This window comes from Pseudomonas sp. (genome assembly GCF_002796985.1).
Taxonomy (GTDB): Bacteria; Pseudomonadota; Gammaproteobacteria; order Pseudomonadales; family Pseudomonadaceae; genus Pseudomonas.
In genome coordinates, this window is sequence record NZ_PEKX01000019.1 from 25,121 (window position 1) to 49,266 (window position 24,146).

Here is a 24,146-nt window from a genome sequence, read left to right on the forward strand (position 1 = left end):
CCGGGCTAACGCTGAAAGGACTCGTAGGATGGGTGGAGCGCAGCGATACCCATGCTGCCTCGACAATCGATGGGTATCGCAGGCTCCACCCATCCTACGGGGGCGTCAGAAGTCCTTGCACAGACGCAGCGCGTCATAGATCGCGGCGTGGGTGTTGCGCTGGGCCACGCAGTCGCCGATGCGGAACAGCAGGTAGCCGTCGCCCCCGCTCTTGTCATCGAGAGCAGAAAGGCACGGCTGCGGCTTGATCGCGAACAGCGCCTCGACGTCGATCTGGCCCTTGTTGCGCGAGCCCTGCTTGAGCGCGTAGTAGAGGCTCTCGTCCGGGCGCACGCCGTTCTCCACGACGATCTGGTCGACCACCCTTTCTTCCTCTGCGCCGGTGTATTCGTTCGTAAGCCTCGCCACCAGCTTGTCGCCCTCGCGGTAGACCTTCTCCAGCATCAGGTCGCCGGTCATGATCACTTCCTTGGGGTACATGCTGCGGTAGTAGGTCGGGAAGGTGGTGCCGCCGATGGCCACGCCGGGCTTGATGTCGTCGGTGACGATTTCCACCTGGGCGCCCTTGTCGGCGAGGAAGTCCGCCACCGACATGCCGCTGAATTCGCAGATGGTGTCGTAGACCAGTACGTTCTTGCCCGGCGCCACCGTGCCGTCGAGCACGTCCCAGCTGCTGACCACCAGCCCGTCGGCGGCGCCCCAGTGTTCGTTCTGTTCGAGGAACGGATGGCCGCCGTTGGCCAGCACCACGACGTCGGGGCGCAGGTCCAGGATGGTGTCGGCGTCCGCGCCGGTGCCCAGGCGCAGGTCGACATTCAGCCGCGCCAGCTCCAACTGGTACCAGCGGGTGATGCCGGCGATCTGGTCGCGCTGCGGGGCCTTCGAGGCCGTGGTGATCTGCCCGCCGAGCTGCTCCTTCTTCTCGAACAGGGTGACGTCGTGACCACGCTCGGCGGCGACGCGCGCCGCCTCCATGCCGGCCGGGCCGCCACCGACGACCACGACCTTGCGCTTCACGCCGGTGGTCTTCTCGATGATGTGCGGCACGCCCATGTATTCACGGGACGTGGCGGCGTTCTGGATGCACAGCACGTCCAGGCCCTGGTACTGGCGGTCGATGCAGTAGTTGGCGCCGACGCACTGCTTGATCTGGTCGATCTGGCCCATCTTGATCTTGGCGATCAGGTGCGGGTCGGCGATGTGCGCACGGGTCATGCCGACCATGTCCACGTAGCCGCCTTCGAGGATGCGCGTGGCCTGGTTCGGGTCCTTGATGTTCTGCGCGTGCAGCACCGGCACGTTGACCACTTCCTTGATGCCGGCGGCCAGGTGCAGGAAGGGCTCCGGCGGGTAGGTCATGTTCGGGATGACGTTGGCCAGGGTGTTGTGGGTGTCGCAGCCCGAGCCGACCACGCCGATGAAGTCGATCATGCCGGTGTCGCTGTAGTACTTGGCGATCTGCTTCATGTCGTCGTGGGTGAGGCCGTCCGGGTGGAACTCGTCACCGCAGATACGCATGCCGACGCAGAAGTCGTCACCGACTTCCTGGCGCACGGCCTTGAGCACTTCCAGGCCAAACTTCATGCGGCCTTCGAAGGTGCCGCCCCACTCGTCGGTACGCTTGTTGACGCGCGGGCTCCAGAACTGGTCGATCATGTGCTGGTGCACGGCAGACAGCTCGACTCCGTCCAGGCCACCTTCCTTCGCCCGGCGTGCTGCCTGGGCGTAGTTGCCGATCACCCGCCAGATCTCTTCCGGCTCGATGGTCTTGCAGGTGGCGCGGTGCACGGGCTCGCGGATGCCCGAGGGCGACATCAGGGTCGGCCAGTTGAAGCCGTCCCACCGCGAGCGGCGGCCCATGTGGGTAATCTGGATCATGATCTTGGCGCCATGCTTGTGCATGGCGTCGGCGAGGTTCTGGAAGTGCGGGATGATGCGGTCGGTGGAGAGGTTCACCGAGCTCCACCATTCCTGCGGGCTGTCGATGGCGACCACGGAGGAACCGCCGCAGATGGCCAGGCCTATGCCGCCCTTGGCCTTCTCCTCGTAGTACTTCACGTAGCGCTCGGTGGTCATGCCGCCATCGGTGGCGTAGACCTCGGCGTGGGCGGTGGAGAGCACGCGGTTGCGGATGGTCAGCTTGCCGATCTGGATCGGCTGGAACATTGCCTCGAAAGCCATTGCGGCATCCTCACGGGATCAGAGGTTTCTTGTTGTCTGGCGGCCCTGCGGGCCGCTGGTTCGCGAGCAAGCTCGCTCCTACACGAGGAAGGTCAGAGCGGTTTGACGACGAACAGGCCGTCGTCGTGGCCGTCCTCGGCGCCGCTGTAGACCTGCTCGGCCACGGTGCGGATATCGCTGCCGCGCGCCTGGAGAATCTGGTCCATGGCACCGGCGAACCAGCCGGTGAACATGTAGTCGACCTTGCGGTTGACCTTGCCGTAGACGTAGACGAAGGCCGAGTGCTTCAGGCGTACCTGGGCGGTGCCCTTGTCGAGGTCGATCTGCTCGATCTGGAACAGCCCCCAGCCGCGCTGGGACAGGCGCTTCATGTAGTGCTCGAAGACTTCCACGCCAACCAGGCCATGGCACTCGGCCTCCTTCTCGCACCAGTGCCAGGCGGACTTGTAGCCGGCCTTGTAGAGGATTTGCGCGTAGCGCTCGGCGCCCAGCTCTTCCTCGATGCCCATGTGGTTGTTGACGAAGAAGTGCCGCGGTACGTAGAGCATCGGCAGGGCGTCGGAGGTCCAGACGCCGGTTTCGCTGTCGACTTCGATGGGCAGTTCGGGGGCGTGTTTGGCCATGAGGTTTCGCTCCAATTCTTTTGGCTCCCTCTCCCTTGGGGAGAGGGTTGGGGTAAGGGGTTCTACGGGTGAGCGCGACAGCCCTCACCCCGGCCCTCTCCCGGAGGGAGAGGGGGAAAAGCGGCTTACTCGCCCCAGACGTCGCCGAGGACGCGCACCCAGTTCTCGCCCATGACCTTGCGCACCACGCGCTCGGGCATGCCGCGCTTGAGCAGGGTCTCGGTGAGGTTGGGGAACTCGCCCACGGTGCGGATGCCCAGCGGGTTGACGATCTTGCCGAAGCTGGTGAGGCGGCGGGCGTAACCCTTGTCGTGGGTCAGCCACTCGAAGAAGTCCTGGCCGTGGCCCTGGGTGAAGTCGGTGCCAATGCCGATGGCGTCCTCGCCGACCAGGTTCATCACGTATTCGATGGCTTCGGCGTAGTCGTCGATGGTCGAGTCGATGCCCTTGGCGAGGAACGGCGCGAACATGGTCACGCCAACGAAGCCGCCGTGGTCGGCGATGAACTTCAGCTCGGCGTCGGACTTGTTGCGCGGGTGCTCTTTCAGGCCCGACGGCAGGCAGTGGGAATAGGTGACGGGCTTCTTCGACTCGAGGATGACTTCCTCGGAGGTCTTGGAGCCGACGTGGGACAGATCGCACATGATGCCGACGCGGTTCATCTCCGCGACGATCTCGCGGCCGAAGCCGGAGAGGCCGCCGTCGCGCTCGTAGCAGCCGGTGCCGACGAGGTTCTGGGTGTTGTAGCACATCTGCACGATGCCCACGCCCAGCTGCTTGAACACCTCGACATAGCCCAGTTGGTCCTCGAACGCATGGGCGTTCTGGAAGCCGAAGAGGATGCCGGTCTTGCCCTGTTCCTTGGCCTTGCGGATGTCGGCGGTGGTCCGCACCTGCAGCACCAGGTCGCTGTTGTCGCGGATCAGCTTGCTGCTGGAAACGATGTTGTTCACCGTCGCCTGGAATCCTTCCCATACCGACACGGTGCAGTTCGCGGCGGTCAGGCCGCCCTTGCGCATGTCTTCGAACAGCTCGCGGTTCCATTTGGCGATGATCAGGCCATCGATGACGATGCTGTCGGCGTGAAGTTCGGCTGGGCTCATCTTGGCGTCTCTCTTATCAGGGCCGGCTGGTCAGGCAAGGCTTGTCAGGCTTGGCGCGGCGGGTTTTTCCCCGACGCTTTGCAGGCAGGATATCCCTGCACCCCGAGGCGACCCGGCTCGAAAACGACCAGGGTCGACCCGAAAGCGTCAAGCCGGCGACATGGGCGACAGCGTTTGCGTCGTGCGGGGGAATGTCGGGGCTGGAAGCGAGGATTGGCGCTGACTTGTAGGAGCGAGCTTGCTCGCGAAGGCGCTTCGTTGCGGGGCGCCGCGCGGGTGGGAAGTGCCCTCTCCCCAGCCCTGGCTGCGCGCCCCGCTGCGAAGGGAGAGGGTTAGGGAGGGGGAAGTACGGCGGCAGCACCGAGCCTGCCTGGGAGATGTTCGCGAGCAGGCTCGCTCCTACAATGAGCAAGCCCCGCGGCAGGCGTCAGCGCTTGCGCCAGCAGGCAAAGAGGTTCCACGCCACCAGGCCGGTGACGAAGGCGGAGCTGCTGTAGAAGAGCATGGCGTCCACGTGGCTTCCTCAGTAACGACAGCGCGTAACGACAACGCCCCGGAAGACGGGGGCGCTGGATGGCTGGGACTTACTGCTCGACGACCAGGCGGGCGTGGGCGGATTCCTCGCCCAGGTTGTTGAGCATCCGCTCGCTGTACCAGTCGAGGAAGTTGATCACCCCGAACTCGTAGGTCTTGGAATACGGTCCCGGCTGGTAGGCAGTGGAGTTGATACCGCGCTGGTTCTCCTCGGCCAGGCGACGATCCTGGTCGTTGGTGGCGTCCCAGACTTCGCGCAGGCGCGCCACGTCGTAGTCGACGCCTTCCACCGCGTCCTTGTGCACCAGCCACTTGGTGGTGACACGGGTTTCCTGCGCACTGATCGGCCATACGGTGAAGACGATCAGGTGGTCGCCCATGCAGTGGTTCCACGAGTGCGGCAGGTGCAGGATGCGCATCGAGCCCAGGTCCGGGTTCTGGATGCGGCCCATGAGCTTCTTGCTGCCCTGCTTGCCGTCCATGGTCATGGACACGGTGCCCTGCAGCAGCGGCATGCGCACGATGCGGTTGCGCAGGCCGAAGCTTTCGTGGGCATAAGGAATCTTCTCGGCTTCCCAGGCGGTGGTGCAGGCGGCGACCTGGTCCTTGAACGCCTGGCTGGCGCGCGGGTCGGTGACGTCGTCCCACTCCAGCAGGGTGTTCAGCAGCTCCGGGTGCGAACCGTTGCAGTGGTAGCACTCGCGGTTGTTCTCCAGCACCAGCTTCCAGTTGGCCTTTTCCAGCAGCGTGGTCTGCACCGCAACCTTGGTGTTCTCCATGTCGTACGGCTCCATGTAGTGCTCGAGCGTACGCAGGAAGTCATCGATAGCCGGCGGGTTCTCCGACAGCGAGATGAAGATGTAGCCGCCGGCGGTCTTCACGTTCACCGGTTTCAGGCTGTAGTCCTTCATGTCGAAGTCGGCGCCCATCTCGGTGCCGGCGAACAGCAGGCGGCCGTCCAGCTCGTAGGTCCACTGGTGGTAGGGGCAGACCAGCTTGGCAACCTTGCCCTTGTCGCTGACGCACAGGCGCGAGCCGCGGTGGCGGCAGACGTTGTGGAAGGCGTGGATCTTGCCTTCCGCGCCGCGCAGGACGATCACCGGGTTGTCGCCGATCTGCAGGGTGAGGAAGTTGCCCTTGGCGGGGATCTCGCAGGTCATGCCGGCGATCAGCCACTCCTTGTGGAAGATCTCCTGCATGTCCAGCTGGAACAGGCGCTCGTCGCTGTAGAAGGGCTGCGGCAGCGAGAAGCTGTGGTCGCGGCTGCGCAGCATCTCGGCGGTGGCCTTGCGGGCCGGTTCCAGCGGGTCGCCCAGACTCAGGGTAGTGGTGACGTCCATTGCTCGGTCCTCATGCCGCAGCCCGGTCGGGCTGCCGGCGGAAATAAGTGGCTGATACGGTTTGCCACGCAGGGCTTGGTTGCGGCAGGTGCCAGGCGCGCCGAGTGCGCCGTTTCCCGCCGTCGCGCTCAACCTTGGGAGTTGCTCGGCATGGAGCTGAGTGTGGGGCCGCACCCCGGGATTACCCTTATCCATGGGCGACACGGCCAGATCATTTCCCGACGCGCAACAGCACGTCCCAGGCGGCAGGTCGCGATAAGCATGCAAATGTCGCTGGCAGGTAAATGCAGCGGCCATCCTCGTGCACACAATCCGCCCCATCAGGCATGCCGAAAGGCCCCGTGTTCTCTACGCTCAAAAGACGTAGGCAAGCGGCCCCCGGCGCTGCCCCATCAGGCCCAGCACGGCCCGCGTGCGCGGAGAGACAGCATGTCGACGAACACCTTCCTCAATCCGGTGAACACCCAGACCTGGGCCAACGGGCGCCACCTGGTGCGCTGCGTCAAGGCCATCCAGGAAACCTGGGATGTGCGCACCTTCTGCTTCATGGCTGACGCGCCGATCATGTTCTTCTTCAAGCCGGGGCAGTTCGTCACCCTGGAGCTGGAGATCGACGGCCAGCCGATCATGCGTTCCTACACCATCTCCAGCTCGCCCTCGGTGCCCTACAGCTTCTCCATCACCATCAAGCGCGTGCCCGGCGGCAAGGTCTCGAACTGGCTGCACGACAACCTCAAGGAAGGCGACCAGGTCCCGGTGCACGGGCCGGTGGGCAACTTCAACGCCATCGACTTCCCGGCCGAGAAGGTGCTGTTTCTCTCCGGCGGTGTCGGCATCACCCCGGTGATGTCCATGTCGCGCTGGTTCTTCGATACCAACGGCAACGTCGACATGGTCTTCGTGCACAGCGCGCGCACGCCCAAGGACATCATTTATCACCGCGAGCTGGAGCACATGAACTCGCGGATCAACAACTTCAAGCTGCACCTGATCTGCGAGAAGTACGAGATGGGCCAGTCCTGGGCCGGCTACCGGGGCTTCCTGACCAAGGCGATGCTGCAGCTGATGGCGCCGGACTTCCTCGAGCGCGAGGTGTTCTGCTGCGGCCCGACGCCCTACATGCACGCGGTCAAGCACCTGCTCGAAGCCGAGGGCTACGACATGGCGCGCTACCACGAGGAGGCCTTCGGCCCGACCCCGCCGGAAGTCCGCGCCGACGTGAAGGAACTGGCCGCCGAAGCTGCCGAGGCGCCCGCCGTGCCCCTGGCCGAGCAGAACCTGGTCGAGTTCTGCGAGACCGGCAAGAGCATCCGCGTGGCGCCGGGCGAGACCGTCCACGCCGCCGCCGCCCAGCTCGGCCTGCACATTCCCAAGGCCTGCGGCATGGGTATCTGCGGCACCTGCAAGGTGATGAAGCGCTCTGGCGAGGTGGAGATGGAGCACAACGGCGGGATCACCGACGAAGACGTCGCCGAAGGCTACATCCTGTCCTGCTGCAGCGTGCCCAAGGGCGACGTGGTCATCGAATACTGATCACAGCCTGCCCCCACCCGCCACACATGTTACCCACTGAGTTATCCACAGGCTGGAGGTGCCCCGAGGCAAGCTCGGAGACACCTCTGGCCGAACCGCCTGGCCGCCTCGATCCCGCCTGCAACCCGCATGCCACGTGGCTTCCAGGTTTTCCGCCAGATACCCGCCAGGACGCACGCAAGCGCACAGCCACGGGCCTTTCCAGCAACCGGCTGCGACGAATATCCACATTCGCTCAGTCTTCTTCCGGGGTCGCCTTGTAGCCGCTGGACAGGCGCTGCTGCACGTCCTGCGGCACCGCGCTGTAATGGCTGGCCGACAGGCTGTAGAGCCCCTGGCCGGCGGTGATGGATTTCAGCCGGTTGGCATAGCCGTCCAGCTCCGCCAGCGGCACCTGCCCGCGCACCAGCGCGACGCTGGCCGACAGTGACTCGGTACCCAGCACCTGGCCACGGCGGCCGGTGAGGTCGGCGGTGATGTCACCCAGATGGCCGTCCGGCGTGGTCACCTCGATCTGCATCACCGGCTCCAGCACGATGCCACCGGCATTGCGCAGCGCATCGAGCATGGCCTTGCGCCCGGCGGCCTGGAAGGCGATGTCCTTGGAGTCCACCGAATGGCTCTTGCCGTCATAGACGGTTACCTTCACGTCCTCCACCGGGAAGCCGGCCAGCGGCCCGGCCGACAGGGCCGAGCGCACGCCCTTCTCCACCGAGGGGATGAAGTTGCCGGGAATCACCCCGCCCTTGATCGCATCGACGAAAGCGAAGCCCTCGCCGCGCGGCAACGGATCGATGCGCAGGAATACTTCGCCGAACTGCCCGGCGCCGCCGGTCTGCTTCTTGTGCCGGCTGTGGCCCTCGGCGCTGCGAGTTGCCGTCTCGCGGTAGGGCACGCTGGGCGCGCGGGTCTGCACTTCGACCTTGTATTGCCCGGCCATGCGCTCCAGCAGGTAGCGCAGGTGCATCTCGCCCATGCCGCGCAGCACGGTTTCCTGGGTGGCGGCGTTGTAGTCCAGGCGCACACAGGGGTCTTCGGCCTGCAGGCGCTGGAGGATTTCCGCCAGGCGCTGCTCGTCGCCGCGCCGGCTCGCCTCGATGGCCAGGCCCTGCATGGGCGTGGGGAATTCCAGCGGCTTGAGGTGAATGTGGTCCTCTTCGTGGGAGTCGTGCAGGACCACGCCGTACTCCAGCTCGTCGACCTTGCTCAGCGCGCCGAAGTCACCGGGAATCAGCCACGGCGCCTCCTCGTGCTTCTTGCCCTGCAGGCGTAGCAGATGGCCGACCTTGAACGGTTTGCGCCCATCGCCGGCGAACAGCTGCATCTCCCGGCGGATCGTGCCCTGATGCACGCGGAACACGGCGAGGCGGCCGACAAAGGGGTCGATCACCACCTTGAACACATGGGCGAGCACGTGGGCGGCCGGGTCGGGGCTGGATTTCACCGGGTGCTCGACGCCTTTGTCGTCAGTGCGCAGGAACAGCGGCGGGTTGCCCTCGGTGGGGTTGGGCGCGAGGCGCGCGAGAATGTCTGCCAGCTCCGGCACACCGGCGCCCGTGCGCGCAGAGACGAAACACAGCGGAATCAGATGACCTTCGCGCAGGGCGCGTTCGAAGGGTTCGTGCAGCGCCTCGGGCGCCACCTCGCCCTCCTCCAGGTAATGCGCCATCAACGCCTCGTCGACCTCCACCACCTGGTCCACCAGCGCCTGGTGCGCCTCGGCCACCGAGGAAAAGTCGGCCTCGCCGTCGGGATTGAAGAAACAATCCACCACTCGCGCACCGCCGTCGGCGGGCAGATTGAGCGGTAATACCTCCTTGCCGAACGACTCGCGCAAACCCGCCAGCAAAGCCGGCAGATCGACGCGTTCGGCGTCAATCTTGTTCACCACCAGCATCCGGCACAGCCCGCGCTCGCCGGCCCAGTCCATCATGCGCCGGGTGCTCAGCTCGATGCCGTTCTGCGCGTTCACCACCACCAGCGCGGTTTCCACCGCCGCCAGCGCCGGCAGCGCGTGGCCGATGAAGTCGGGATAGCCGGGGGTGTCGACCAGGCGGACGTGCGCGCCCTCGTGCTCGAAATGCACCAGGGCGGCGGCCAGCGAGTGGTGGTACTCGCGCTCCAGCGGGTCGGAGTCGCACAGGGTGTCGCCGCGCTCCAGCGAGCCCATGCTGGCGATGGCGCCGCTGTGCTGCAGCAGCGCTTCGGCAAGCAGGGTCTTGCCGCTGTCACCGTGGCCGACCAGGGCCACGGTGCGGATCTGTTCCACCGAGTAACTGGACATGCTGAATCTCCCGCCCCCAGGGTCTCTGCCCACCGTTCATGGATTATAGGCAGCCGTCCCTTCGCCCCTGGACAAAAATTGACCAGACCGGCGCGAGCCAGTGGCAGTGGGGCTCGCAGCGATCCATCCACAACCCGCCCACAAGTTCCTGGCAGAACGCTGCACAGCCATTGTGGAAAACCCAGCGGAAAATCCTCTGAAAGCCAGTAACGGCGCGACTTTCGCCATTTGATCAAAAAACGTACTAAGCAGACGAGGGCGCGCCCCGCGTGGCCTGCAGCGATCTGGGTACAGGTTGTCCACACCTTCTGCGAGATTCGCCCCACAGGGATTGTGGAAAGTTTCCCGCAGCCTGCGCCGTTGGGGAAAAGTGGCCGTGGATCAGTCGCTTGCATCCATCACTGGTCAATCTTTGAGCAAGCCTGTGGAAGCCCCGCCAGGCATGGCGCTGGAAGTGTTTTCCACAGGAGGCGCACAAGGGCGTCAACACAAACCGGGGATAGCGGTGGAAAGGTCGTACACAGAAATCCCGCCGGAATCGATACACAGGGCTGCAAGTGATTGAAAGAACTGAGTTGATCAGAAAACGATCAACTCCGGCGGAGCCACGGAACATCGGCCTCGCAGGCACCGGCAAACAGGTTTTCCACAGGTTGGACAAGCTTGCCTCCACAGCAGCTGTGGAGATCTCCCGCGCGCCCTCATTCACACCTGCAAGCCATGAACGACGGGGCTATGGTGAAAATTAACGGAGATTTCAGGCAGTGCATGAAAGCGCCACGCCGCGGTTATTTTCCACCCCTTTATCCACAGCTTTATCACAAGGTTTCCCCCGGATTTCCGCCAAATGCTGAAACACAGCCGGCGCGGCCTTCGGCGGGGTGCGGGTCTATGCTGGATATCCCCAGCAGAGGAGCCCGTCCCATGATCCTGACTACCACGCCCACCATCGAGGGCAAGACCATCCAGGAATACCGCGGCATCGTGGTTGGCGAGGCGATCCTCGGCGCGAACGTGTTCCGCGACCTGTTCGCCGGCCTGCGCGACATCATCGGCGGGCGCTCCGGTGCGTACGAGAAGGAGCTGGGCAGGGCGCGTGAGATCGCCTTCGAGGAGTTGCAAGAGCGCGCGCAGGAGCTGGGCGCCAACGCCGTGGTCGGCATCGACCTGGATTACGAAGTGGTGGGGCAGAACGGCAGCATGCTGATGGTCAGCGTGAGCGGGACGGCGGTGCGTATCTGATGCCCGCAGGAGCGTCTATTTCCCTCAGGGGAGTCTGTGCCTCCCCCCTCCCCTCACCCCAACCCTCTCCCGGAGGGAGAGGGGGCAGATCGTGCCGACTGACGCCATCGCTTCATCCTGCACCGTACGGTCCCCTCTCCCGCTTGCGGGAGAGGGTTAGGGTGAGGGGCCCTTGATCTTGTGGAGCGCGCCCTGCGCGCGATCGCGGGCGTGGCCCGCTCCTGCAACTATCGATCAAAGTTTGAGTAGACCGACACAAGCCACGCCAACCGTGGCCTGCAGACATTCATCCACAGGTTGGGGACAGGTTGCGCGAGCAACCGTCCCCAGCGCCTGGAGACAACTCAGGCGCTCTTTACCTTGCCCCCATGACTTTGCGGATGTCCGCCGCTAAAGCCTCGACGCGCTCGATCTCGGTATCCCACGAACACATGAAGCGCGCGCCACCGGCACCGATGAAGGTGTAGAAGCGCCAGCCCAGCTGGCGCAGGGCCTCCAGCGCGGGTTCGGACATCTGCAGGAACACGCCGTTGGCTTCCACCGGGAACATCAGCTGCACGCCCGGCACGTCGGCGACGCGTTCGGCCAGCAGTTGTGCACAGCGGTTGGCGTGGCTGGCGTAATGCATCCAGGCGTCGTCCTGCAGCACGCCCACCCAGGGCGCGGCGAGGAAGCGCATCTTCGAGGCCAGCTGGCCGGCCTGCTTGCAGCGATAGTCGAAGCCTTCGGCCAGTTCGCGGTTGAAGAACAGGATGGCCTCGCCCACCGCCATGCCGTTCTTGGTGCCGCCGAAGCAGAGCACCTCGACGCCGGCCTTCCAGGTCAGCTCGGCCGGGGTGGCGCCAAGGAAGGCGCAGGCGTTGGAGAAGCGCGCGCCGTCCATGTGCAGGTGCAGGCCCAGCTCGCGGCAGGTGGTGCTGAGCGCCTGCAGCTCGTCCGGGCGGTAGACGGTGCCGACCTCGGTGGCCTGGGTGATGGTGACCACGCGCGCCTTCGGGTAGTGGATGTCCTGGCGCTTCAGGGCGATCTCGCGGATCGCCTCCGGGGTCAGCTTGCCCTGAGCGTCGGTGCGCGCCAGCAGCAGCTTGGAGCCGTTGGAGAAGAACTCCGGCGCACCGCACTCGTCGGTCTCGACGTGGGCGGTCTCGGCGCAGATCACGCTGTGGTAGCTCTGGCACAGCGCCGCCAGGGCCAGGGAGTTGGCCGCGGTGCCGTTGAAGGCGAAGAAGACTTCGCAATCGGTCTCGAACAGCTCGCGGAAGTAGTCGGAGGCGCGGGCGGTCCACTGGTCGTCGCCATAGGCGCGTTCGTGGCCACGGTTGGCCTCGGCCATCGCCGCCCAGGCTTCGGGGCAGATGCCGGAATAGTTGTCGCTGGCGAACTGTTGGGTGTTGTCGGTCATGGGGCTGCCTCGGCACTGCGCATAAAGTCAGTCAGCAGCGTAGCGAAATCCCCGCCCCTCGTGCACCCGCCAGTCTTACCTGCGCTGGTTCACGTAGGCCGTCACGAACTGCCGGGCGTCCTGGGTCTCGGACAGCCCCTGGTCGTAGCAGACCTTGCGGCCACTGCGCTCGCCGGGGAGCATCACCTCGCCACACTCGCCACGCAGCACCAGGGCAACCGGCTCCTCCTGCCGGGAATGCAGCTTGAACAGCGACTCATCCAGTAGGCTCAGCCCGTCCATCCGGTGGATCCGCATGTTCCAGGCATGATCGACGCCGCCGATGCGCACCAGATACATGTTGGCCCGGCGCGGCCCGATCTGTTCCACCCATACCTTGACGCCATCGGCGCCGCTGTAGGCCTTGACCTCATGCACCGGTTGCACGGGCATCTGCGTAGCCTGCGCGGACAGCGACAGCAGGACCGCCAGAAATAGCGGCAGGCCTCTCGTCTTGAATGTCATGGTCCTCCACCTCTTCCTGGCGATTGGGAAATTTCGACGCCGGGAATTTTCCTCAGAACGAGGCGAGGTGGAGGATCAGAGAGTGGGAGTATTCCCTGTCAGAACTCTCTCGTTCGATCAGGGCAGCTTGGTCAGCGCCATCTGCTCGGAGAGGGGCACGAACAGCTCGCGCAGGGACTGGGCAGTGCCGCCGTTGGGCTTGTCCGGCGAGACCATGTTGAGCACGTAACGGCCCTTGATCAGGCCGGTCAGGCTCGATTCGCCGGCCTTGTCGTCCGGGCCCGGCACGCTGATGGCCAGCGGGTCGCCCATGCGGGTGCTGTCGATCAGCGGCAGGTACTGCTCGCCGCCGAACTGCGCGGCGGTGCCGTTCTGCAGCGCGGCCTGGCGCGCCTGGTTAAGCAGCGAGACGTTCTTCGCGGTGGTGTCGCGCAGCTTGGCCTGGGCGGCCAGGTACTGCTTGGCGGCCTCACCCTGCTGGTCTGCGCCGGGCGCCGGCAGGCCGGTGTCGGTCAGGGTCACGACCAGATGCAGGCTGCCGTCGGCCTTGCCATAGACGATGGTGGCGTCGTCGTAGCCGCACTCGCGGGACAGGTAGGGGTAGCCGTAGATGGCCTTGGCCGGCGGCAGGGACTTCTCCAGCACATGGCCGGTGCAGCTGTCACCAGCCGGGGTCGCGGCGGCAGCGGCGCTCGCAGCTTCGGGCGCTTCGGCCTTGGCGGGCTTGCTGTCGTCACCACAGCCCTGCAGCGTCGCGGTGAGCAGCAGGGCGGAAAGCAGAGTCAGGGAACGGTTCATGGCGTCCTCGCATTTCGTGAGGGGCGCAGTTTAGTCCCTTGGCCGGGCGGTTCCTATCGGCAGCTTCATTGCACGGGTTTGCAAAGCCGCCAGCCGGGGGCTTCGTCGTATCGGCTGCTCCGTACGCCGTGCGGTCCTGGCCCAGGCATGTCGCATTCTGACCAGCCATCGCGGGCCATTCCACGCACCCGTTCGCTTCTGCGCCGTTGGCGGCATGTCGCAAACGCACCTCCCCGCGACGTGCGCAGGCATCTGGACCGACAGGGCCAGTCATACCATCGCTTCCAAGGGGGGCCAGTTGCGCCCCGCACCGGCCATGGCGCCCCACCGCGCCGCAGGGAGACCAGCGATGTTCAGCAAGCAAGACCAGATCCAGGGTTATGACGACGAACTGCTCGCGGCGATGGATGCCGAGGAAGCGCGCCAGGAGGACCACCTCGAGCTGATCGCTTCGGAGAACTACACCAGCAAGCGCGTCATGCAGGCTCAGGGCAGCGGGCTGACCAACAAGTACGCCGAAGGTTATCCGGGCAAGCGTTACTACGGTGGCTGCGAGCATGTGGATAAGGTCGAACAGTTGGCCATCGATCGCGCCAAGCAGCTGTTCGGTGCCGCCTACGCCAACGTCCAGCCGCACTCGGGCTCCTCGGCCAACTCCGCTGTGTACCTGGCGCTGATCAATGCCGGCGACACTATCCTGGGCATGAGCCTGGCCCATGGCGGCCACCTGACCCACGGCGCCAAGGTGTCGTCCTCGGGCAAGCTGTACAACGCCGTGCAGTACGGCCTGAACACCGACACCGGGCTGATCGACTACGACGAGGTCGAGCGCCTGGCCGTGGAGCACCAGCCGAAGATGATCGTCGCCGGCTTCTCCGCCTACTCCAAGACCCTCGACTTCCCGCGCTTCCGCGCCATCGCCGACAAGGTCGGGGCGCTGCTGTTCGTCGACATGGCCCACGTCGCCGGCCTGGTTGCCGCTGGCCTGTACCCGAACCCGCTGCCCTACGCCGACGTGGTCACCACCACCACCCACAAGACCCTGCGCGGCCCGCGCGGCGGCCTGATCCTGGCGCGCTCCAACGAAGAGATCGAGAAGAAACTCAACTCCGCCGTCTTCCCCGGCGCCCAGGGCGGCCCGCTGATGCACGTGATCGCCGCCAAGGCGGTGTGCTTCAAGGAGGCGCTGGAGCCCGGCTTCAAGGATTACCAGGCGCAAGTGATCAAGAACGCCCAGGCCATGGCCAAGGTGTTCATCGAGCGTGGCTATGACGTGGTTTCCGGCGGCACCGACAATCACCTGATGCTGATCAGCCTGGTGAAGCAGGGCCTGACCGGCAAGGAAGCAGACGCCGCCCTCGGCCGCGTCGGCATCACGGTGAACAAGAACGCCGTGCCGAACGACCCGCAGAGCCCGTTCGTCACCTCCGGCATCCGCATCGGCACCCCGGCGGTGACCACCCGCGGGCTGAAGGAAGAACAGTGCCGCGAGCTGGCCGGCTGGATCAGCGACGTGCTGGACCACCTGGGCGACGCCGACGTGGAGGCCAAGGTGGCCACCCAGGTGGCGGGCCTGTGCGCGGACTTCCCGGTCTACCGTTGAGACTGGCAGCTCTTTTGTAGGAGCGAGCTTGCTCGCGAACCAGCCCCGCCGCGAGGCCATTCGCGAGCAAGCTCGCTCCTACAGGGGCGGCACGGCGACTAGAGATTTCAGGAGCACCCCATGCAACGCTACTCCGGCTTCGGCCTGTTCAAGCATTCCCTGAGCCACCACGAGAACTGGCAGCGCATGTGGCGTACGCCCACGCCCAAGCCGGTGTATGACGTGGTCATCGTCGGCGGCGGCGGGCACGGCCTGGCCACGGCCTACTACCTGGCCAAGGAACACGGCATCACCAACATCGCGGTGATCGAGAAGGGCTGGCTGGGTGGCGGCAACACCGCGCGCAACACCACCATCGTGCGTTCCAACTACCTGTGGGACGAGTCGGCGCTGCTCTACGAACACGCCATGAAGCTGTGGGAAGGCCTGTCCCAGGACCTGAACTACAACGTCATGTTCTCCCAGCGCGGGGTCTACAACCTCTGCCATACCCTGCAAGACATGCGTGACGGCGAACGCCGCGTGAGCGCCAACCGCCTCAACGGCGTGGACGGCGAACTGCTCAATGCACAGCAGGTGGCCGAAGAGATTCCCTACCTGAACTGCACCAAGAGCGCCCGCTACCCGGTCATGGGCTCCACCGTGCAGCGTCGCGGCGGCGTGGCCCGTCACGATGCCGTGGCCTGGGGCTTCGCCCGTGCGGCCGACGCCCTGGGTGTGGACCTGATCCAGCAGACCGAGGTGATCGGCTTCCGCAAGCAGGACGGCGCCGTCATCGGCGTCGAGACCAACCGCGGCTTCATCGGTGCCAAGCGCGTCGGCGTGGTCACCGCCGGCAACTCCGGGCACATGGCGATGCTCGCCGGCTTCCGTCTGCCGATCGAATCGCACCCGCTGCAGGCGCTGGTTTCCGAACCGCTGAAACCCATCATCGATAGCGTGATCATGTCCAACGCCGTGCACGGCTACATCAGCCAGTCGGACAAGGGCGACCTGGTCATCGGCGCCGGCATCGACGGCTACAACGGCTACGGCCAGCGCGGCTCCTACCCGGTCATCGAGCACACCCTGCAGGCCATCGTCGAGATGTTCCCGGTGCTCTCACGCGTGCGCATGAACCGCCAGTGGGGCGGCATCGTCGACACCACCCCGGACGCCTGCCCGATCATCGGCAAGACCCCGGTGAAGAACCTGTTCTTCAACTGCGGCTGGGGCACCGGCGGCTTCAAGGCCACACCCGGCTCGGGCAACGTCTTCGCCGCCACCCTCGCCAAGGGCGAGCCGCATCCGCTGGCCGCGCCCTTCTCCATCGAACGCTTCCACACCGGCGCGCTGATCGACGAACACGGCGCCGCGGCCGTCGCTCATTGAACATTCGCCCGTAGGGCGACAACTGATGACCCTCTCCCTCTGGGAGAGGGTGCCCGAAGGGCGGGTGAGGGTGGTTCGGCGAAGCGCCACCACCCCACGTCACTCGGAAGGAAACTCGGGAGGCTCCAACCATGCTGAATATCTTCTGCCCCCATTGCGGCGAGCTGCGTTCCGAAGAGGAATTCCACGCCAAAGGCCAGGCGCACATTCCGCGCCCGCTCGATCCGTCCGCCTGCACCGACGCCGAATGGGGCGAGTACATGTTCTTCCGCGATAACCCGCGCGGCATCCACCACGAGCTTTGGGTGCACGCCGCCGGCTGCCGCCAGTACTTCAACGTCACCCGCCACACGGTGACCTACGAAATTCTTGAAACCTACAAGATCGGCGAAAAACCCAGCATCACCGCCGCTGATTTCGAGAAGAAGCCCGCCGTTCAGCCCGCCGTGGAGAAGGCCTGACATGAGCCAGATCAATCGCCTGTCCCGTGGTGGTCGCATCGACCGCAACAAGCCGCTGACCTTCAGCTTCAACGGCCAGAGCTACCAGGGCTTTGCCGGTGACACCCTGGCCGCTGCCCTGCTGGCCAACGGCGTCGACATCCTCGGCCGCAGCTTCAAGTACTCACGCCCGCGCGGCATCGTCGCCGCCGGCGCCGAAGAGCCCAACGCCATCCTGCAGATCGGCTCGCGCGAATCCACCCAGGTGCCCAACGTGCGCGCCACCCAGCAGGCGCTCTACAACGGCCTGGTAGCGACCGCCACCAACGGCTGGCCGAACGTGCAGAACGACCTCATGGGGATCTTCGGCAAGGTCGGCGGCAAGCTGATGCCGCCCGGCTTCTACTACAAGACCTTCATGTATCCGCAGTCCATGTGGCTGACCTACGAGAAGTACATCCGCAAGGCCGCCGGCCTTGGCCGCGCACCCACCGAAGTGGACCCGGACAGCTACGACTGGATGAACCACCACGCCGACGTGCTGATCGTTGGCGCCGGCCCCGCCGGCCTCGCCGCCGCCCTGGCCGCCTCGCGCAGCGGTGCGCGGGTGATCCTCGCCGACGAACAGGAAGAGTTCGGCGGCAGCCTGCTCGACACCCGTGAGACCCTCGACGGCAAGCCCGCCGAGGAGTGGGTGGCCAAGGCCATCGCCGAGCTGGAAGGCAACCCGGACGTGATCCTGCTGCCGCGCTCCACGGTCAACGGCTACCACGACCACAACTTCCTCACCATTCACGAACGCCGCACCGATCACCTGGGCGAGACCGCCCCGCTGGGCCAGGTGCGCCAACGCGTGCACCGGGTGCGCGCCAACCGCGTGGTGCTCGCCGCCGGCGCCCACGAACGCCCGCTGGTCTATGGCAACAACGACGTGCCGGGCAACATGCTGGCCGGCGCCGTTTCCACCTACGTACGCCGCTACGGCGTGGCACCGGGCAAGAAACTGGTGCTGTCCACCAACAACGACTACGCCTACCGCGTCGCCCTGGACTGGCAGGAAGCCGGTCTGCAGGTGGTCGCCATCGCCGACGCCCGCCCCAATCCGCGCGGCGAGTGGGTCGAGGAGGCGCGCAAGCGCGGCATGCGGGTCATCACCGGCAGCGCAGTGATCGAGGCACGCGGCAGCAAGCGCGTGACCGGTGCGAAGGTCGCCTCCATCGACACCTTCCGCCACAAGGTCAATGCACCCGGCGAGTGGCTGGACTGCGACCTCATCGGCAGCTCCGGCGGCTACAGCCCGGTGGTGCACCTGGCTTCGCACCTGGGTGGCAAGCCGGAATGGCGTGAAGACGTCCTCGCCTTCGTGCCCGGCCTGGCCTTCCAGAAGCGCAGTTGTGCCGGCGCGGTGAACGGCGTGTTCCGCCTCGCCGATGTCCTGGCCGACGGCTACCAGGCCGGCAGCCAGGCCGCTGTCGACGGCGGCTTCAAGTCTGTCGATGGCGAGCTGCCGGTGGTCGCCGAGCGCGCCGAGGACGCCACCCTCGCGCTGTTCCAGGTGCCCCACGAGAAATCCACGGCGCGCGCGCCCAAGCAGTTCGTCGACACCCAGAACGACGTCACCGCCGCCGCCATCGAACTGGCCTGCCGCGAGGGCTTCGAGTCCATCGAGCACGTCAAGCGCTACACCGCGCTGGGCTTCGGCACCGACCAGGGCAAGCTGGGCAACATCAACGGCCTGGCCATCGCCGCCCGCGCCCAGGGCAAGAGCATCGCCGACACCGGCACCACCATGTTCCGCCCGAACTACACCCCGGTGACCTTCGGCGCGGTTGCCGGTCGTCACTGCGGCCACCTGTTCGAGCCGGTGCGCTTCACCGCCCTGCACGCCTGGCACGTGAAGAACGGCGCCGAGTTCGAGGACGTCGGCCAGTGGAAGCGCCCCTGGTACTTCCCCAAGCGCGGCGAAGACCTGCACGCCGCCGTGGCCCGCGAGTGCCGCGCCGTGCGTGAGTCGGTCGGCCTGCTGGACGCCTCGACCCTGGGCAAGATCGACATCCAGGGCCCGGACGCCCGCGAGTTCCTCAACCGCATCTACACCAACGCCTGGACCAAGCTGGACGTGGGCAAGGCCCGCTACGGCCTGATGTGCAAGGAAGACGGCATGGTCTTTGACGATGGCGTCACCGCGTGCCTGGCGGACAACCACTTCGTCATGACCACCACCACCGGCGGCGCGGCGCGCGTCATGGAGTGGCTGGAGCTGTACCACCAGACCGAATGGCCGGAACTGAAGGTGTACTTCACCTCGGTCACCGACCACTGGGCCACCCTCACCCTGTCCGGCCCCAACAGCCGCAAGCTGCTGGCCGAGGTCACCGACATCGACCTGGACAAGGACGCCTTCCCCTTCATGACCTGGAAGGAAGGCAAGGTCGCCGGCGTACCGGCGCGGGTGTTCCGCATCTCCTTCACCGGCGAGCTGTCGTACGAGGTGAACATCCAGGCCAACTACGCCATGGGTGTGCTGGAGGCCATCGTCGCCGCCGGCGCCCAGTACAACCTGACGCCGTACGGCACCGAGACCATGCACGTCCTGCGCGCCGAGAAGGGCTTCATCATCGTCGGCCAGGACACCGACGCCTCGGTCACCCCGGACGACCTGAACATGGGTTGGGCGGTGGGTCGCACCAAGCCCTTCTCCTGGATCGGCTGGCGCGGCATGAACCGCGCCGACTGCCAGCGCGAAGACCGCAAGCAGCTGGTAGGCCTCAAGCCCACCAACCCGATGGACCTGCTGCCCGAGGGCGCGCAACTGCTGTTCACCCCGCAGCACACGGTGCCGGCGACCATGGTCGGCCACGTCACCTCCAGCTACCTGAGCAGCAGCCTGGGCTACAGCTTTGCCCTGGCGGTGGTGAAGGGCGGCCTCAAGCGCCTGGGCGAGAAGGTCTACGCCCCGCTGCCGGACGGCCGCGTGATCGAGGCGGAAATCTGCAGCTCGGTGTTCTACGACCCGAAAGGCGAACGGCAGAACGTGGATTGATTCGGAGCCGCCGGCTGCCCTCACCCTCTCCCACAGGGAGAGAGGACAGTTCGGAGCCGCCGGCGAGTACGACACTCACAGCACACTCAGCTCGGCCCCTTCTCCCTCAGGAGCGGGGAGCGCAGCCAGGGTTGGGGTGAGGGATAACAAGGGCAGAGCGTCCCCAAGGTGAACAGAACATGAGCAAAGCCAATCTCTACCAGCAACGCCCCGAAGACGGCATCCAGGCCGAATCGCCCCTGCACCACGCCGAGCTGGACAAGCTCGCCGCGCGCAAGGTGGCCAACGCCGGCGTGACCCTGCGCGAGAAGAAATTCCTCGGCCACCTGACCCTGCGCGGCGACGCCCACGACCCGGCCTTCGCCGGCGGCGTGCACAAGGCCCTGGGCCTGGAGCTGCCGGTAGCCCTGACCCTGGTGGCCAACGGCGGCACCTCGCTGCAGTGGCTTGGCCCGGACGAGTGGCTGCTGATCGTCCCCGGCGGCGAGGAATTCGCCATCGAGCAGCGCCTGCGCGAGGCGCTGGGCGAAGAGCTGCACTACTCGGTGATCAACGTCAGCGGCGGCCAGACCCTGCTGGAACTCGAAGGCGCCAAGGTCCGCGAAGTGCTGATGAAGTCCACCGGCTACGACGTGCACCCGAGCAACTTCCCGGTGGGCAAGGCGGTGGGCACGAATTTCGCCAAGTCCCAACTGGTGATCCGCCATACCGGCGAGCACACCTGGGAGCTGGTGGTGCGCCGCAGCTTCTCCGACTACTTCTGGCTGTGGCTGCAGGACTCCTGCGCCGAGTACGGCCTGCAAGTAGCCGCGTAAGCGGTGCCTTGTCCCCCTCTCCCTCTGGGAGAGGGCCGGGGTGAGGGTTAGCCCACCCCAACCTCTCCAAGGAGAGGAAATTTCGGAGCCAGACCATGAGCCGCACCCCCGAAACCTGGATCCTCACCGCCGACAGCCCGAGCCTGCTGGGCACGGTGGACGTGGTCACGCGCTACCTGTTCGAGCAGCGCTGCTACGTCACCGAGCACCACTCCTTCGACGACCGCCTGGCGCAGCGCTTCTTCATCCGCATCGAATTCCGCGCCGGCGACGGCTTCGACGAAGCGGCCTTCCGCGCCGGCCTCGCCGACCGCGTCGCGCCCTTCCAGATGAATGTCGAACTGACCCCGCCGGGCTACCGCAGCAAGGTGGTGATCATGGTCTCCAAGGCCGACCACTGCCTGAACGACCTGCTCTACCGCCAGCGCATCGGCCAGCTGCCGATGGACGTGGTGGCGGTGGTCTCCAACCACCCGGACCTGGAACCGCTGGCGCGCTGGCACGGCATCCCCTACCACCACTTCGCCCTCGACCCCAACGACAAGGGCGCGCAGGAGGCGAAGGTCTGGCAGGTGATCGAGGAATCCGGCGCCGAGCTGGTGATCCTCGCCCGCTACATGCAGGTGCTCTCCCCCGAGCTGTGCCGCCGCCTGGACGGCTGGGCGATCAACATCCACCACTCGCTGCTGCCCGGTTTCAAGGGCGCCAAGCCCTACCACCAGGCCTACCAGAAGGGCGTGAAGCTGGTCGGCGCCACCGCCCACTACATCAACAACGACCTCGACGAGGGCCCGATCATCGCCCAGGGCGTCGAGCCCGTGGACCACTCCCACTACCCCGAGGACCTGATCGCCAAGGGCCGCGACGTGGAGTGCCTGACCCTGGCCAAGGCCGTGGGCTATCACATCGAGAAGCGCGTGTTCCTGAATGCCAACAGGACCGTGGTGCTGTAGCGGCACCGCTCCTGTAGGGCGCATAACGCCACAGGCGTTATCCGCCATGCCGACCCGAGCGGCGGATGGATGGAGCTCATCCGCCCTACGTTTCTACGTTTCACCTGGATTGCGGCGCTCGCTCTAGAGCGCCCTCTCCCCAGCTCTGGCTACGCGCCCCGCTCCGAAAGGAGAGGGGGCAAGAGCAGTGCGGAGTCGCCGGCTGAAACGGCGCTCCCGCCACGCACGGATATACCCTCTCCCGCTTGCGGGAGAGGGTTAGGGAGAGGGGCTTTTGAAAGCGCCCAGCTCCCAAGCACCGAGCAACACCGACAGACCCGCCGGCTGCCAGCAGTACGTACCGGCCCTGTCGCGCAACACACGACATCCCAGTGCAAAACCGCGCGCCGCAAGGCCCGCCTTTGTACCCACAAACACAATGAGGAATGCGTATGTCTGGCAATCGTGGTGTGGTTTATCTCGGCCCGGGCAAGGTCGAAGTGCAGAACATCCCCTATCCGAAGATGCAGGACCCGCAGGGCAAGCAGATCGACCACGGGGTGATCCTGCGCGTGGTGTCCACCAACATCTGCGGCTCCGACCAGCACATGGTGCGTGGCCGTACCACCGCGCCGGCAGGCCTGGTGCTCGGCCACGAGATCACCGGCGAGGTGGTGGAGATCGGCCGTGGCGTGGAAACCATGAAGATCGGCGACCTGGTCTCGGTGCCGTTCAACGTCGCCTGCGGCCACTGCCGCACCTGCAAGGAGCAGCACACCGGCGTCTGCCTGACGGTCAACCCGGCTCGCGCCGGCGGCGCCTACGGCTACGTCGACATGGGCGGCTGGGTCGGCGGCCAGGCCGAATACGTGCTGGTGCCCTACGCCGACTTCAACCTGCTGCGCCTGCCCAACCGCGACGCGGCGATGGAGAAGATCCGCGACCTGACCTGCCTCTCCGACATCCTCCCCACCGGCTACCACGGCGCGGTGACGGCCGGCGTCGGTCCGGGCAGCACCGTCTACATCGCCGGTGCCGGTCCGGTCGGCCTTGCCGCCGCCGCTTCGGCCCGCCTGCTGGGCGCCGCCGTGGTGATTATCGGTGACGTCAATCCGACTCGACTGGCCCACGCCAAGGCCCAGGGCTTCGAGATCGCCGACCTGTCCAAGGACACTCCGCTGCACGAGCAGATCGCTGATCTGCTGGGTGAGCCGGAGGTGGACTGCGCGGTCGACGCGGTGGGCTTCGAGGCTCGCGGCCATGGTCATTCGGGCTCGCAGCACGAGGCTCCGGCCACCGTGCTGAACTCGCTGATGGGCGTGGTGCGGGTGGCCGGCAAGATCGGCATTCCCGGCCTCTATGTGACCGAGGACCCGGGCGCGGTAGACGACGCCGCCAAGCATGGCGCGCTGAGCATCCGCTTCGGCCTGGGCTGGGCCAAGTCGCACAGCTTCCACACCGGCCAGACCCCGGTGATGAAGTACAACCGCCAGCTGATGCAGGCGATCATGTGGGACCGCATCAAGATCGCCGATATCGTCGGGGTGGAAGTCATCACCCTGGACGACGCGCCCAAGGGCTATGGCGAATTCGATGCCGGCGTGCCGAAGAAATTCGTCATCGACCCGCACAGCCTGTTCCGCGCCGCCTGACGGCGCACCCGCTCCCGGCCGCGCTCCCCCGCGCGGCCGTCTCTCCAGGGAGCCGCAAGGCTCCCTTTTTTTGTGCCCGATCGACTGGCACAGGCTCACCCTGCAGGAGCGCGCCCTCGATGCTTTTCCAAAAAGGCGGCTCGCTACCACCAGAAATTCCTGCGCTCGGATCGGCCCTCACCCTAACCCTCTCCCGGGGGGAGAGGGGACTGTGCGGTGCAGGAGGAAACCACAGCGTCAGCCGGCACGATCTGCTCCCTCTCCCTCTGGGAGAGGGCTGGGGTGAGGGGAAAGCGCAAACACGGAGCTATCCGGAGAAAAACAGTTGCTCTTACAAGGATCAGGGCTTGGGCGCGGGACAGTTGAAATCGCCTGCCTGGCAGTCGGACAGCGTCTGCAGTTCCTTGATGCGGTTGTCGGTCATGGTCTCCAGGCAATTGCTGTAAGCCATCTGGAAGCCCGAGCCGCCTCCAACGCTGGAGGTCTCGAACTGGCAACTGAGGTCGCGGTAGTTCAGCCAGGCCTTCTGCGCAGCGGTCAGGGCCTTCTTCTGCCCGGCATCCAGGCGCTGGCGATACTGCCCGTAGAGGTCGTTGAGGCGCTTGTCGCTGGCTTTGTAAGCGGACCCGATGCAGGCATTGATATCCGCCTGGGTCTGGGCGTCGGCGCAGTCGGCGGCGGCCTGGGCGGCAGTGGAGAACGCCAGCAGGCTGGCTGGCAGGAGCAAGAGCAGCAACTTCATGGGG

General features: G+C 65.9%; 18 protein-coding genes. 9 read left to right on the top strand and 9 right to left on the bottom strand.

All coding sequences use genetic code 11. The features are described 5' to 3' along the window. Positions 1-105: 105 nt before the first annotated feature. From dgcA to gbcA, 4 genes are all read right to left on the bottom strand, one after another. Positions 106-2,181, bottom strand: coding sequence for a dimethylglycine demethylation protein DgcA (gene dgcA, locus CTR55_RS22260; RefSeq protein ID WP_296289433.1), 2,076 nt, complete (start codon positions 2,179-2,181; stop codon positions 106-108). Positions 2,182-2,273: 92 nt separating this feature from the next. Beyond that, a complete protein-coding gene (locus CTR55_RS22265) occupies positions 2,274-2,804 on the bottom strand; it encodes a 4-vinyl reductase (protein ID WP_296289435.1) in 531 nt (176 codons plus the stop codon). Positions 2,805-2,929: 125 nt separating this feature from the next. Beyond that, the gene (locus CTR55_RS22270) at positions 2,930-3,907 is read right to left on the bottom strand and encodes a dipeptidase (protein WP_296289437.1); all 978 of its coding nucleotides are present in this window, start codon (positions 3,905-3,907) and stop codon (positions 2,930-2,932) included. A gap of 584 nt (positions 3,908-4,491) precedes the next feature. Then, entirely contained in the window at positions 4,492-5,781 is a 1,290-nt protein-coding gene (gene gbcA / locus CTR55_RS22275; protein ID WP_296289439.1) for a glycine-betaine demethylase subunit GbcA, read from the bottom strand. A gap of 429 nt (positions 5,782-6,210) precedes the next feature. Between gbcA and gbcB the strand changes: the two genes are divergently transcribed. Next, positions 6,211-7,314 (top strand): glycine-betaine demethylase subunit GbcB, encoded by a 1,104-nt coding sequence (gbcB, locus tag CTR55_RS22280; RefSeq protein ID WP_296289441.1) that lies wholly within the window; start codon positions 6,211-6,213, stop codon positions 7,312-7,314. Positions 7,315-7,549: 235 nt separating this feature from the next. Here the strand turns inward: gbcB and fusA are convergent, their stop codons facing one another. Then, positions 7,550-9,598, bottom strand: a complete 2,049-nt coding sequence (gene fusA / locus CTR55_RS22285; RefSeq protein ID WP_296289443.1) for an elongation factor G — start codon at positions 9,596-9,598, stop codon at positions 7,550-7,552. A gap of 924 nt (positions 9,599-10,522) precedes the next feature. Here fusA and CTR55_RS22290 point away from each other — a divergent pair. Further along, a complete protein-coding gene (locus tag CTR55_RS22290) occupies positions 10,523-10,840 on the top strand; it encodes a heavy metal-binding domain-containing protein (protein WP_017521552.1) in 318 nt (105 codons plus the stop codon). 355 nt (positions 10,841-11,195) lie between these two features. Here CTR55_RS22290 and CTR55_RS22295 read toward each other — a convergent pair whose 3' ends face one another. From CTR55_RS22295 to CTR55_RS22305, 3 genes are all read right to left on the bottom strand, one after another. Beyond that, positions 11,196-12,242, bottom strand: a complete 1,047-nt coding sequence (locus tag CTR55_RS22295) for a low specificity L-threonine aldolase (RefSeq protein WP_296289445.1) — start codon at positions 12,240-12,242, stop codon at positions 11,196-11,198. Positions 12,243-12,317: 75 nt separating this feature from the next. Next, on the bottom strand, positions 12,318-12,746 hold the full coding sequence (locus tag CTR55_RS22300; protein ID WP_296289447.1) for a hypothetical protein: 429 nt from the start codon (positions 12,744-12,746) through the stop codon (positions 12,318-12,320). Between the two features lie 117 nt (positions 12,747-12,863). Beyond that, positions 12,864-13,544 carry a hypothetical protein gene (locus CTR55_RS22305; protein ID WP_296289449.1) on the bottom strand — a complete coding sequence of 227 codons (681 nt, stop codon included), beginning with the start codon at positions 13,542-13,544 and terminating at the stop codon, positions 12,864-12,866. 349 nt (positions 13,545-13,893) lie between these two features. Between CTR55_RS22305 and glyA the strand changes: the two genes are divergently transcribed. From glyA to fdhA, 7 genes are all read left to right on the top strand, one after another. After that, positions 13,894-15,147 (top strand): serine hydroxymethyltransferase, encoded by a 1,254-nt coding sequence (gene glyA, locus CTR55_RS22310; protein ID WP_296289451.1) that lies wholly within the window; start codon positions 13,894-13,896, stop codon positions 15,145-15,147. 120 nt (positions 15,148-15,267) lie between these two features. Next, positions 15,268-16,518 carry a sarcosine oxidase subunit beta gene (locus CTR55_RS22315; protein ID WP_296289453.1) on the top strand — a complete coding sequence of 417 codons (1,251 nt, stop codon included), beginning with the start codon at positions 15,268-15,270 and terminating at the stop codon, positions 16,516-16,518. 131 nt (positions 16,519-16,649) lie between these two features. Further along, a complete protein-coding gene (locus CTR55_RS22320; RefSeq protein ID WP_296289455.1) occupies positions 16,650-16,979 on the top strand; it encodes a sarcosine oxidase subunit delta in 330 nt (109 codons plus the stop codon). A 1-nt stretch (position 16,980) separates the two neighbouring features. Beyond that, on the top strand, positions 16,981-20,001 hold the full coding sequence (locus CTR55_RS22325; protein ID WP_296289457.1) for a sarcosine oxidase subunit alpha: 3,021 nt from the start codon (positions 16,981-16,983) through the stop codon (positions 19,999-20,001). 179 nt (positions 20,002-20,180) lie between these two features. Continuing rightward, positions 20,181-20,816, top strand: coding sequence for a sarcosine oxidase subunit gamma family protein (gene soxG, locus CTR55_RS22330; protein WP_296289458.1), 636 nt, complete (start codon positions 20,181-20,183; stop codon positions 20,814-20,816). Positions 20,817-20,911: 95 nt separating this feature from the next. Next, entirely contained in the window at positions 20,912-21,769 is an 858-nt protein-coding gene (locus tag CTR55_RS22335) for a formyltetrahydrofolate deformylase (RefSeq protein WP_296289460.1), read from the top strand. Positions 21,770-22,200: 431 nt separating this feature from the next. Further along, positions 22,201-23,400 (top strand): formaldehyde dehydrogenase, glutathione-independent, encoded by a 1,200-nt coding sequence (fdhA, locus tag CTR55_RS22340; RefSeq protein ID WP_296289462.1) that lies wholly within the window; start codon positions 22,201-22,203, stop codon positions 23,398-23,400. A 340-nt stretch (positions 23,401-23,740) separates the two neighbouring features. Here the strand turns inward: fdhA and CTR55_RS22345 are convergent, their stop codons facing one another. Then, the gene (locus CTR55_RS22345) at positions 23,741-24,142 is read right to left on the bottom strand and encodes a lysozyme inhibitor LprI family protein (RefSeq protein ID WP_296289464.1); all 402 of its coding nucleotides are present in this window, start codon (positions 24,140-24,142) and stop codon (positions 23,741-23,743) included. Between the last annotated feature and the right edge of the window lie 4 nt (positions 24,143-24,146).

Bases quoted from the DNA above. Each gene is read 5' to 3' on its own strand.
- glyA (WP_296289451.1), top strand. From the start codon at position 13,894: ATGTTCAGCAAGCAAGACCAGATCCAGGGTTATGACGACGAACTGCTC.
- CTR55_RS22265 (WP_296289435.1), bottom strand. From the start codon at position 2,804: ATGGCCAAACACGCCCCCGAACTGCCCATCGAAGTCGACAGCGAAACC.
- CTR55_RS22320 (WP_296289455.1), top strand. From the start codon at position 16,650: ATGCTGAATATCTTCTGCCCCCATTGCGGCGAGCTGCGTTCCGAAGAG.
- CTR55_RS22270 (WP_296289437.1), bottom strand. From the start codon at position 3,907: ATGAGCCCAGCCGAACTTCACGCCGACAGCATCGTCATCGATGGCCTG.
- gbcA (WP_296289439.1), bottom strand. From the start codon at position 5,781: ATGGACGTCACCACTACCCTGAGTCTGGGCGACCCGCTGGAACCGGCC.
- dgcA (WP_296289433.1), bottom strand. From the start codon at position 2,181: ATGGCTTTCGAGGCAATGTTCCAGCCGATCCAGATCGGCAAGCTGACC.
- fdhA (WP_296289462.1), top strand. From the start codon at position 22,201: ATGTCTGGCAATCGTGGTGTGGTTTATCTCGGCCCGGGCAAGGTCGAA.
- CTR55_RS22300 (WP_296289447.1), bottom strand. From the start codon at position 12,746: ATGACATTCAAGACGAGAGGCCTGCCGCTATTTCTGGCGGTCCTGCTG.
- CTR55_RS22345 (WP_296289464.1), bottom strand. From the start codon at position 24,142: ATGAAGTTGCTGCTCTTGCTCCTGCCAGCCAGCCTGCTGGCGTTCTCC.
- CTR55_RS22315 (WP_296289453.1), top strand. From the start codon at position 15,268: ATGCAACGCTACTCCGGCTTCGGCCTGTTCAAGCATTCCCTGAGCCAC.
- CTR55_RS22305 (WP_296289449.1), bottom strand. From the start codon at position 13,544: ATGAACCGTTCCCTGACTCTGCTTTCCGCCCTGCTGCTCACCGCGACG.
- fusA (WP_296289443.1), bottom strand. From the start codon at position 9,598: ATGTCCAGTTACTCGGTGGAACAGATCCGCACCGTGGCCCTGGTCGGC.
- CTR55_RS22325 (WP_296289457.1), top strand. From the start codon at position 16,981: ATGAGCCAGATCAATCGCCTGTCCCGTGGTGGTCGCATCGACCGCAAC.
- CTR55_RS22335 (WP_296289460.1), top strand. From the start codon at position 20,912: ATGAGCCGCACCCCCGAAACCTGGATCCTCACCGCCGACAGCCCGAGC.
- gbcB (WP_296289441.1), top strand. From the start codon at position 6,211: ATGTCGACGAACACCTTCCTCAATCCGGTGAACACCCAGACCTGGGCC.
- CTR55_RS22295 (WP_296289445.1), bottom strand. From the start codon at position 12,242: ATGACCGACAACACCCAACAGTTCGCCAGCGACAACTATTCCGGCATC.
- CTR55_RS22290 (WP_017521552.1), top strand. From the start codon at position 10,523: ATGATCCTGACTACCACGCCCACCATCGAGGGCAAGACCATCCAGGAA.
- soxG (WP_296289458.1), top strand. From the start codon at position 20,181: ATGAGCAAAGCCAATCTCTACCAGCAACGCCCCGAAGACGGCATCCAG.